General features: G+C 50.4%; 9 protein-coding genes. All 9 read left to right on the top strand.

The window, feature by feature from the left end; genetic code table 11:
• The first annotated feature begins 11 nt into the window (after positions 1 to 11).
• The 9 genes from GOX21_RS17155 to GOX21_RS17115 all read left to right on the top strand — a co-directional run bounded on the left by GOX21_RS17155 (position 12) and on the right by GOX21_RS17115 (position 9,766).
• Complete coding sequence (locus tag GOX21_RS17155; RefSeq protein ID WP_170378849.1) at positions 12 to 1,466, top strand: NAD(P)(+) transhydrogenase (Re/Si-specific) subunit beta; 1,455 nt, start codon at positions 12 to 14, stop codon at positions 1,464 to 1,466.
• 106 nt (positions 1,467 to 1,572) lie between these two features.
• A complete protein-coding gene (locus tag GOX21_RS17150) occupies positions 1,573 to 2,688 on the top strand; it encodes an NAD(P)/FAD-dependent oxidoreductase (RefSeq protein ID WP_170378847.1) in 1,116 nt (371 codons plus the stop codon).
• A gap of 106 nt (positions 2,689 to 2,794) precedes the next feature.
• The gene (locus tag GOX21_RS17145; protein WP_170378845.1) at positions 2,795 to 3,313 is read left to right on the top strand and encodes an RrF2 family transcriptional regulator; all 519 of its coding nucleotides are present in this window, start codon (positions 2,795 to 2,797) and stop codon (positions 3,311 to 3,313) included.
• 31 nt (positions 3,314 to 3,344) lie between these two features.
• Positions 3,345 to 4,553: an NAD(P)/FAD-dependent oxidoreductase gene (locus GOX21_RS17140; RefSeq protein WP_170378843.1), complete on the top strand. Its 1,209-nt coding sequence runs from the start codon at positions 3,345 to 3,347 to the stop codon at positions 4,551 to 4,553.
• Positions 4,554 to 4,603: 50 nt separating this feature from the next.
• Positions 4,604 to 5,005 (top strand): RidA family protein, encoded by a 402-nt coding sequence (locus GOX21_RS17135; protein ID WP_170378841.1) that lies wholly within the window; start codon positions 4,604 to 4,606, stop codon positions 5,003 to 5,005.
• Positions 5,006 to 5,071: 66 nt separating this feature from the next.
• Positions 5,072 to 6,595, top strand: coding sequence for a sugar ABC transporter ATP-binding protein (locus tag GOX21_RS17130; protein ID WP_170378839.1), 1,524 nt, complete (start codon positions 5,072 to 5,074; stop codon positions 6,593 to 6,595).
• Positions 6,592 to 7,602, top strand: coding sequence for an ABC transporter permease (locus GOX21_RS17125; protein WP_170378837.1), 1,011 nt, complete (start codon positions 6,592 to 6,594; stop codon positions 7,600 to 7,602). The genes GOX21_RS17130 and GOX21_RS17125 overlap by 4 nt, the downstream gene beginning before the upstream one ends.
• Positions 7,580 to 8,539: an ABC transporter permease gene (locus tag GOX21_RS17120; RefSeq protein ID WP_170378835.1), complete on the top strand. Its 960-nt coding sequence runs from the start codon at positions 7,580 to 7,582 to the stop codon at positions 8,537 to 8,539. The genes GOX21_RS17125 and GOX21_RS17120 overlap by 23 nt, the downstream gene beginning before the upstream one ends.
• Positions 8,540 to 8,818: 279 nt before the next feature.
• Positions 8,819 to 9,766, top strand: coding sequence for a substrate-binding domain-containing protein (locus GOX21_RS17115; protein WP_170378832.1), 948 nt, complete (start codon positions 8,819 to 8,821; stop codon positions 9,764 to 9,766).
• Positions 9,767 to 9,934 lie beyond the last annotated feature (168 nt).

The raw sequence follows: 9,934 nt of genomic DNA, 5'->3' as shown, positions 1-9,934 counted from the left end.
AGGCCGGGCACATGGATTATGGCTTCACTACTGCCGCCTACGTTGTTGCGGCTGTCCTTTTCATCCTTTCGCTCGGCGGTCTGTCGAACCAGGAAAGCGCCAAGCGCGCGGTTTGGTATGGCATCGTCGGTATGGCGCTGGCGGTTTTTGCCACGCTGGTTGGCCCCGGTTCGGGTCTGTGGCTGCTGTCGCTGCTGCTGATCGCGGGTGGTGGCCTGATCGGTCAATACGTGGCGCAGCGCGTCCAGATGACCGAGATGCCTCAGCTTGTTGCCGCGATGCACTCGCTGGTCGGCCTGGCGGCTGTGTTTGTTGGTTACAACGCCCATTTCGAAGTTTTGAACGTCGCTGAAGTGATGGCCGTTGAGGATGCTTCGAAAGAGGTTCTTTACACAGGGCTCGGAGGGTTCGCCCAGCTGATCGCCAAAAAGACCCCGGCGGAACTGTCGATCCTGCATGTGGAACTGTTCCTGGGCGTCTTTATCGGTGCGATCACCTTTACCGGTTCGGTTGTGGCCTATGGCAAGCTGGCGGGCAAGGTGACCTCGGCAGCGACCAAACTGCCAGGCGGTCATGCACTGAACGCAGCTGCGGCGGGTCTCTCGTTGATCTGCCTGATCTGGTACACAGCATCGGGCGGCTTCCTCCCGCTGTTCCTGATGACGCTGGCGGCGCTGTTCATCGGCTATCACCTGATCATGGGCATCGGCGGTGCCGACATGCCGGTGGTTGTGTCGATGCTGAACTCGTATTCAGGCTGGGCTGCTGCGGCGATCGGCTTCTCGCTGGGCAACGACCTGCTGATCGTGGTCGGAGCGCTGGTAGGCTCGTCGGGTGCAATCCTATCCTACATCATGTGTAAGGCGATGAACCGACACTTTGTCAGTGTGATCCTGGGTGGCTTTGGCGGCCCGCAGGGCGAGCAGATGGCCGTTGAGGGTGAGCAGATTGCCATCGAAGCCGATGGTGTTGCTGCTGCTCTGAACGACGCCGACAGCATCATCATAATCCCCGGCTACGGCATGGCCGTGGCGCAGGCGCAGCAGTCCGTGTCTGAATTGGTCCGCAAGCTGCGCGCCAAAGGCAAAGAGGTGCGCTTTGCGATCCACCCTGTTGCGGGTCGTTTGCCGGGCCACATGAACGTTCTGCTGGCCGAGGCGAAGGTGCCGTATGACATCGTTTTGGAAATGGACGAGATCAACGACGACTTCCCGGAAACGGATGTGGCCATCGTCATCGGCTCGAACGACATCGTGAACCCTGCGGCACAGGAAGATCCCAACAGCCCTATCGCCGGTATGCCGGTTCTGGAATGCTGGAAGGCGAAACAGGTGTTCGTGTCCAAGCGTGGTCAGGGCACGGGTTACTCGGGCATCGAAAATCCACTGTTCTTCAAAGAAAACACCCGCATGTTCTATGGCGATGCAAAGCAGTCGCTGGACAAACTGGTGACATTAGGCTGGTAAACGGCGACGCGAAGATTGGAGAAACTACTCCGGAACTCCCAATTAAGCTCCCGTGGCCTAGTTCGTCTGGCGGCTGATGAATTCACGAAAAGAGGGTTCACCTGAAATGAAAATATACGACTCTCTGGTGGTCGGTTCTGGCGTTTATGGCACGTTCCTAGCGTGGGAGCTAGGCCGCAAAGGGCAAAATGTTCTCGTTCTTGAAGAGCACGATAGAAACGCGATCAATACCTCTAATGCTGGCACGACGCGGTTGCTTAGGTTCGTCTACGACCAACCTAAATTTGCAAACTTGATGACCGACGTTCAACACGCCTGGCATGAGTTGGCTGAAAGGTATGATCAATGTGTAGCGCTTCCCGGCGTATTGGATATCGCTGAAACAGGAAACCCTTTTATTCAAGAGTCGAAAAAAGCTGCCAGCAAACTTGGGATAGCCTTTAAGTCCTCCACACAGGGCCAGATTTTCCAGGACCAATGTCGCCAATTGGAACTTTTGTACCACGAAATGGGTGGTCTCGTTCATGCACCCAAGCTTATGGAAAAAGTGCGCAACGAATCTGAAGCCCTTGGAGTTGAGTTTCGCTTTCAAAGTGCATTGTGTTCGTGGCAAAAAAAAGTAGGCGTTGGTTTTAAAGTTAGTACCCCAGAAGGAGCTGTCTATTGCAAAAATATTTGCATCTGCATCGGACCAAAAGTTGCGAATATGATTTCGCGCGCGGACATTGGGCTGCGACGAGAAACGTTTGTAATACTTCACAGTAAGTCTACTGAAGTTTCACATGAAATCTTGCAGTTACCATCGGTATGGCGGATTAGTGATAAGGCTGCATATCTTATACCAGACTTCCATGGATCTGGACTGAAAATTGGGCTGCACGGCTCAACAACATGGAATTCGAACGTTGCGGAAGTTGGCTATGAGTTGACACAAGACGAGCGTACAGAACTAAAACAGTTTCTTTACTCTGTTGTCCCGGCTGCGAAAGGATGCCCTCTTTCATTCGGACATAGCACTGCAACTATGACACGCAACGGGAACTTTTTTTTAGGCGAGGCAAAAAACGCAAAAAATCTCTTTTTCGTATCTGCATGCAATGGCCACGGTTTCAAATTTGCGCCCGTAATTGCCGAAGCCCTTTGCAACTTGATGTTGGGTGGAACCTTCAAGGAATCACTCCGTCCACATCTTGTGGAAGACGCCCATGCTATTAATTTATAATGACAATATAACATAACCGAAAATCTCACAGCCTGAAAACTAGATGCAGCATTGACACAAGTTCCTCACTGCACTTAAACTCGGATAAAACGAGTCGGAGTTTTAAATGAGCTATTTCGGCGCAAATGTCGAATATGGGATTCACTGTTTGCTGCACTTGGTTGAAGTCGGAGAAATTCACCCAAGCAGTAGAGAGTTGGCAGAGTTTCAAGGGGTGTCGCCCAGTTACGTAGCAAAAGTTTTTACTAAGCTACGAAGATCGGGCCTGGTTGAGTCGACGGACGGCATCGCCGGTGGATACAGGTTAGCCAAACCTGCGGCAGAAATTTCAGTGCTGGACATTGTGGAGGCGCTTGACGGGTACAAGCCAGCTTTCCAATGCCGGGAAATCCGAAGGAGTTGCGTTTTGTATCGCGGTCAGGTGCCAGACTGGGCGGGGCGAGGAATTTGTGCAGTCCATGCTGTCATGAAGTCGGCAGAGCAGAAAATGAAACAAGAGCTTGCACGCACGTCGCTTGAGGACATCAAAGGCAGAGTGAATGCAAAAGCACCAGTAGAGTTTGGCTTGAAAACAGAAGCTTGGTTTGAGGAGCAGGTAAATATGCGCCGAACCGGGCAGGCCTAGGTTTGAAGTTGCGATCTTGAGAGGGAGAAGTATGAAGCAAGTAGATGTTTTAGCACTTGGCGGAGGATATTCTGGCCTTTGGGGCGCGATAAACGCGGCAGATGTGGCATCGGAAGCAGGCGTGGATCTTTCGATCCTTCTGGTATCTAGAGACGAGTACCTTTCTCATCGGCCACGGTTGTATGAATGTAATCCGGATTCCTTGCGTGTGGAAATTCAGCCTTTGGTAGATCCAGTGGGTGTAGAGTTCATGAAGGGTGAAGTCACGTCAATAGATGAAAAGACACAGGTGGTAACAGTTGTGGTTGACGGAGAGTCAACTCAAATTGGTTACCGGCGGTTGATTCTTGCAACTGGTAGTTCGTTAGTTAATCTACCGATTCCTGGAACGGCGGAACATGCATTCAATGTGGATTCGTATGATGGCGCAAAAAAGCTAGACCAACACTTAATCGCCTTGAAGGGAAGAATGTCCGAGGCCGTGAACCAAACATTTGTTGTGGTTGGGGCAGGAATGACTGGCATTGAAATAGCAACTGAAATGCGGACACGTATCGCGCAGCACCATGGCGAAGAAATTGCTGCTAGAGCGCGCGTGATTCTTGTGGAAAAAGCCTCCGAAATCGGCCCGCTATTTGGGGATTCTCCTCGACCAGTTATCGAAAAAGCACTGGCGCACACGGGCGTAGAAGTTTGGCTAGAAACTGAAGTTACAGATATTACTCCCTCATCAGCGTCTTTTTCGAACAACAAGTCTGTCGAAACAGCGACCGTAATTATTACCGTTGGAATGAAGGCCAGTGATCTTACCAAACAGATTTCCGGAAAACGGGATGACTTAGGCCGATTGCACGTCGATGAAGTTCTGAGAGTGGAGGGGGCACCGGAGATCTTTGCGTCTGGTGATGTTGCGCATGCATTCGTCGACGATGGGAACGTTGCTCTTATGTCGTGCCAAAATTCCCGGACTATGGGAAAATATGTTGGCCGTAACGCTGCTGCAGATCTCATTCCTGGCGTGGATTTTACAGTCTACAGGCAAGCTGATTATACGACGTGCTTGGATTTGGGGACGTTTGGAGCCGTGTACACTGAAGGGTTTGAACGTGAACTAAAATATTATGGGGCTGAAGCTAAGTTACGCAAAATTATGATTAATCGTGAAATGATATATCCGCCGGCACCGCTTAGCAGGCAGCACATCGTTGAAAAGATGCGAATTGACCACCGAGGGCGCTAATTTGCGGCCTCAAATGCAAACGATTGCATAAATGCAAAAAGGAGAAAAAAGTGCAAAGAGAAGAAATCCACCCACCGGAACTATACGACCATCCAGCATTTAAAAGGGTGGTTACTGTTCAGGGCGATATGAAGCTGGTTTTCATAGCCGGCCAGACACCTTCAGACGAAAACTATGAATGCGTCGCGCCCGGCGACTATCGCGGTCAGTATATTCAAGTGATGAAGATGCTGGATATCCAACTGAAAGCAGCTGGAGCCACATGGGACGACGTGGTGTTTCGGCGAATGTTCGTTAGGGACATCGATGAGTTTTTCAAGATCTTCTATGAGGATGATCTTCCTCAATACGGGGATGGCCGACCACCAAGCACATTGATTGGTGTAACTCGGCTATCCCAGCCCGGCTTCTTAATTGAAATCGATTTGATGGCTGTAACCAAGGCGGACTGAGTGAGATTTGGAGGCGGGTGGGAAACCTGCCTCCAGAACTCAGGATAAAGAAGAAGGGAGGGGCAAGTGAAAAAAATAAATACAAAGCCTCTGTTAAAGGCGGAAAGTATCGCAAAAAGATACGGAGCTACCAACGCTCTGATCGACGCAAATTTGAAAGTTCACCCGGGCCGCGTCCATGTTTTGTTGGGAGAAAATGGTGCTGGTAAGTCGACTCTATTAAAAACACTCGTTGCTGCGGTAAAACAAACATCGGGCCGAATAACTTTTGAAGGCGAAGCCTTTCAGGCGAAAAACGTTCAGGAAGCAATGGCTTGTGGGGTGGTACCTGTTTACCAGCATCTGTCCCTATTTCCTAATCTCTCAGTGCACGAGAATCTGTCTGCTTTTGCACTGGCAGAGCGCGAAATGCAAAACGTACGCAGATGCTTAATCGAAGTAGAACAAGCGAAGGCTTCGCTTCTGTCTGTGGGCTTGTCTGTACCATTGGACACATTGGTAGGTTCACTTTCGATCGGAGAACGACAACTTGTTGAAATCGCGCGAGCAGTTGGACAGAATTGCAAGCTGCTGATTTTGGACGAACCGACCTCTGCTCTGACCAGTACCGAAACTGACAAATTATTTTCCATAGTCCGAGATTTGTGCGCTCAAGGCACAGCTGTGCTATTTGTTAGCCACAAAATGGATGAAGTTGCCGAAATCGCGGACGATGTTTCGGTGTTGTGTGATGGACGAACCGTCGTCGACTGCGTCCAATATTCTGACACGAATGAATCTGAGTTGCTGGAAGCAATGCTGAATGCACCAGTAACGTCATTTAAGCGACAACTCCCAGTCCACAGTAACGAAATTGTACTTCGGGCAGAGGGCTTGAAAGTAAGTCGAAACAGCAATGTTTCGACTTTGCATGCCAAAAAGGGAGAAATTGTAGGGTTGGCCGGTCTAGTCGGATCTGGTGCACTCAGTATTGCCGAAGCATTGGCTGGAGCAAGACAAATTAGTGACGGTCGAATTACAATTAACGACGTCTTGCTTATGCCAGGCGATCGCGCGGAAGCAACCAAAAAGGGGGTTGGGTATGTGCCTGGAGACCGGCAAACGCACGGTCTTTTTCCCATTCTACCTGCGCTGACAAACGCCTCTGCATCACTCACGAAGCAATTAGATCGTTTCGGGTTTCTGAAAAAAAATCTTGAAATAGAAACGTTTGAACCCTGGATGGAAAAATTAAAGTTGTTGCCGTTCGATTTTGAGTTGCCAGCAACGCAATTCAGCGGGGGAAACCAGCAAAAAATTATCGTGGCGCGAAATGTTGCGTTACCGCACCTTAGTGTCCTGGTGCTTCTTGAGCCAACGCGCGGCGTAGACGTCAGAGCCCGGCAATTTATTCACGATACGATTGTTGAGGCAGCGCAATCTGGGGCGACAGTCATCATTGCCTCTACCGATCTAGATGAAGTGTTGTCACTATCGCACCGAACTTATGTAATTAAGGATCACTGTGTGTGCGCGCAGCTGACAGAAGGCGCAACACGACAATGCTTCATTGATGCGCTGTTTTCCCAATCAGAAAGGGCGGTCGCATGACGGAGCACAGAGAAATTCGTAGATCTAAACAAGGGCGGCTACGGCTGTTACCAGCAGGCTACGTCGCATTAGTATTACTTGTAGTATTTTCGCTATGGGTGCCAAGGTTCGCAGCAGTAGGCAATTTGGAGAACATTGCCAAGAACGCTTCCGTATTAGCAATTGCTGCTTGTGGGCAGCTTCTAATTTTGGTGCTAGGCGGACTGGAGTTCTCAATTGGCGCTAGTGCAGCGCTCGCAAGTGTTGTGATCGTGCTTACTGTTCCCGAGCTGGGGGTCCCTGCTGGATTCGCAGTTGGGGCTCTGGTCGTAATTGGGATTGCGTTTATCAACGGAGTTTGGGTTGCGTACTTTAATTTAACGTCATTAATCGCGACTCTCGGGATGATGATTTTTTTAACTGGTCTAACCTCAGCAATAGCAGGTGGACTGCCAATGGAAGCGGTGCCTACCAAGGAATTTTTGTGGTTGGCACGTGGAGAAGTCCTTGGCCTTCCAGCGCCGGTATTGTTGGCGATCCTTAGTCTACTCCTTGTACATGTGCTATTGAAACACTCCACGTTTGGTCGGCTGATGCATTTGGTCGGTTCCAACCGCACTGCAGCCATCGCTGCTGGGACACCTGTGCGCCGAGTTATGCTGTGGGGCTTCACTATAGCTGGTGGGTTTACGGCATTAGCCGCATTGATACTGACCAGTAAGGTGGCATCAGGGCAACCAAACCTCGTTCCAAACCTCGCATACGAAACTATTGCCGCCTGCGCGATTGGAGGCATGCAGTTGAATGGTGGAAAAGGTCATGCTTGCCATGTGTTATTTGGCGTAGCGATCATCGCAATGATAAATAATGCCGCCGTGTTGCTGAACCTTCCATCGCCTGTACAGCAATTGATGCTCGGGACAATCATAATTGGAAGCGTGTTGGCACAAACCAAAAACTCAAACCTTTGGGGAGTTGGTTTTTTTAGTACCAAAAAGGTGAGTCATGCACATCAGTCCAGCCAATAAAGCAGAGTTGCGGGCGCTGATGGTTCCAGGCGCCGGTTTGGTAGGGTTAGGAGTCATTTTTGGCTACCTTGCACCAAACTTTCTGACCACTGGAAACTTACTGAATATCGTGACCCAAATGTCGATCTTGGTGCTTGTCGCGATTGGCCAAAGCTTCGTTCTAAGTACGCGCAACTTTGATTTGACCTTAGGTGTCGTTGTAGCTTTGGCGAGCGCGGTCTGCGCAATCGCAGTAAATTCGTGGGGTAGCACGGCTTACTTGGTCGCCCCTTTCGTCGGCATCGTGTGCGGCATGTTAACAGGGTGTCTTGTGGGAATGCTCGGCATACAGCCTGTCGTTGCGACCTTAGGAGTTTTGATTGGTCTCAGAGGAGTTGCATTTCTTGTAACCGGAAGTGGGCAAGTCGTACCTCTTGCGGATCGCGGATTTGCGACTTGGGCTGCCTATAGCAACGTATTTGGATTGCCACCCGCAACATGGTTTGTTTGCGGTCTCTGTGTATTGGCGCTGTGGATAGCCAAACGGTCAGTCTTGGGGAAGAAATTTGTCATGACTGGCGAAAGGAGAGAAGCTGCACAGCTCGTGGGCATAAGGTGTGAGCATGTAGTCTGGAAATCATACATTCTTGCTGGGTTTTTTGCCGGGTGTGCTGGGTTGGTTTTGCTTTTGCGAGCTGGAACCGGCCTGCCAAGCGAAGGCGTTGGTATGGAAATGCAGGCAATTGCTGCGGCGGTAATCGGTGGCACACTCTTGTCTGGGGGCTACTTGCGGATTTTTGGCACCATCTTCGGTGTCGCCTTTCTACAAACACTTCTGACCGGTCTCAATCTAATTGGGACGTCTCCGTTCGTGGCGCAAATTGCTACTGGAGCGGTGATATTGGCAGCTGGAGTACTCGAAGGCGCAGTAAAAAACACTTCGGAAGTCGGGGCATAGATCTGAAAATGATTAGACCCAAGAGGGACAATCGTCATGCAAAACGCTTGGATTGAGGTCAACTACGCTACAGGGGCGATTGAATCTAACATGGTAAGCCAAATGCCCATCCATGATCGATCTCTTAATGGCCACAGCTAAGTGCCAGTTGAACAAAGACCAAAGATGGCATGCGCGTATTGCGGGCTGAAAGGCTTATTTGGCGTTAGAAGGAGTCCTTTACGAGATCAATGTAGCTGAGAAGTTAGACTGTCAACGTAAGCAAATAGGGAGGCTATAATGCTTAACAAAAAAATGGGTATGCTACTTGGAGGAATGCTCTCACTTTCCGTGACCGGAGCTTGGGCTGAGACTGTAGGAGTAGCGGTGCCAGGGCTTGGGCATTCATACTGGATTTCGATGCTCTACGGGGTGGAAGCCGAGGCCGAAAAAAGCGGGACAGAGTTGGTCATCGTCAATGCGGGCGGAGATGCCAATGCGTCAACCCAAATTGCACAAATCCAAGATTTGATGCAACGTCAAGTAAGCGCCATTCTCGTGGGTGCCGCCGATAGCGAAGCAATTGTGCCAGTTGTGGAACAGGCGCTGGCCAAGGGGATTCCCGTTGTTGGACTGGGATCACTGCCTCGCACTGAAAAGTTGTCGGCAGCAGTAACTGCGGATTTTTACGACATGGGCAGACTACAAGCGCAGTGCCTGGGTGAGGCAATTGGTTGGAAGGGTAAAGTTGCAATGATGTCTGGTCCTGCTGGGCAAGACTGGGCCGTCTTAAGAGCGAATGGGTTTAAAGAAACCATTGCGGCAAACGGGACTGATGTAGAAATCGTTGCTGAATCGAACTTGGCGGACAGTAGGAATAGCGCGCTGACTACGATGGAAGATTGGTTGCAAAGGTTTTCAGATATCGACGGCGTTTACTCCGCAACGGATGATATGGCCGCTGGAATAATATTGGCATTAGAGGCTTCGGGCCGAACCGACATCCAGGTGTCTGCATCGAATTTTAGTCCTGCCGCGCAAGAATTTGTACGTAATGGGCGTTTGGTGTGTACGTCTATTCAAGCAATTGTTGCTCAAGGCAGCGAAGCTTTGCGATTGGGTGTGGAATTGGCTAGAGGGAATCCTGTTCAATCAGAGTCGGCAGTTCCGGCGATGCTGATCAATTCTGCGAACGTGGACTCTATAGACCTTTCACAAGTTGTGGCACCTTCTGATTACCGGCCTTAAATCTGTATGGGCATGGGAATCAATATATTAAAACAGTCATGCGCCAATCAAGAAAGTGAGAGGGCCAACTTGGCCCTCGCAACCGGTTGGAACGGCGCTGAACTGTGGCGATGACGCTCTCAAGAAGCCGGTGACTCAGCATAATGGGTCTGACTACCAGTTCCAGTT

Source organism: Ruegeria atlantica (assembly GCF_013032005.1).
GTDB classification, from domain to species: Bacteria; Pseudomonadota; Alphaproteobacteria; order Rhodobacterales; family Rhodobacteraceae; genus Ruegeria; species Ruegeria atlantica_A.
This window is presented reverse-complemented; position numbering and strand designations above follow the sequence as displayed.

What these genes read in the sequence shown, in the direction of transcription:
- GOX21_RS17115 (WP_170378832.1), top strand. Translation starts at nt 8,819, where the DNA reads ATGCTTAACAAAAAAATGGGTATGCTACTTGGAGGAATGCTCTCACTT.
- GOX21_RS17155 (WP_170378849.1), top strand. Translation starts at nt 12, where the DNA reads ATGGATTATGGCTTCACTACTGCCGCCTACGTTGTTGCGGCTGTCCTT.
- GOX21_RS17145 (WP_170378845.1), top strand. Translation starts at nt 2,795, where the DNA reads ATGAGCTATTTCGGCGCAAATGTCGAATATGGGATTCACTGTTTGCTG.
- GOX21_RS17120 (WP_170378835.1), top strand. Translation starts at nt 7,580, where the DNA reads ATGCACATCAGTCCAGCCAATAAAGCAGAGTTGCGGGCGCTGATGGTT.
- GOX21_RS17125 (WP_170378837.1), top strand. Translation starts at nt 6,592, where the DNA reads ATGACGGAGCACAGAGAAATTCGTAGATCTAAACAAGGGCGGCTACGG.
- GOX21_RS17150 (WP_170378847.1), top strand. Translation starts at nt 1,573, where the DNA reads ATGAAAATATACGACTCTCTGGTGGTCGGTTCTGGCGTTTATGGCACG.
- GOX21_RS17140 (WP_170378843.1), top strand. Translation starts at nt 3,345, where the DNA reads ATGAAGCAAGTAGATGTTTTAGCACTTGGCGGAGGATATTCTGGCCTT.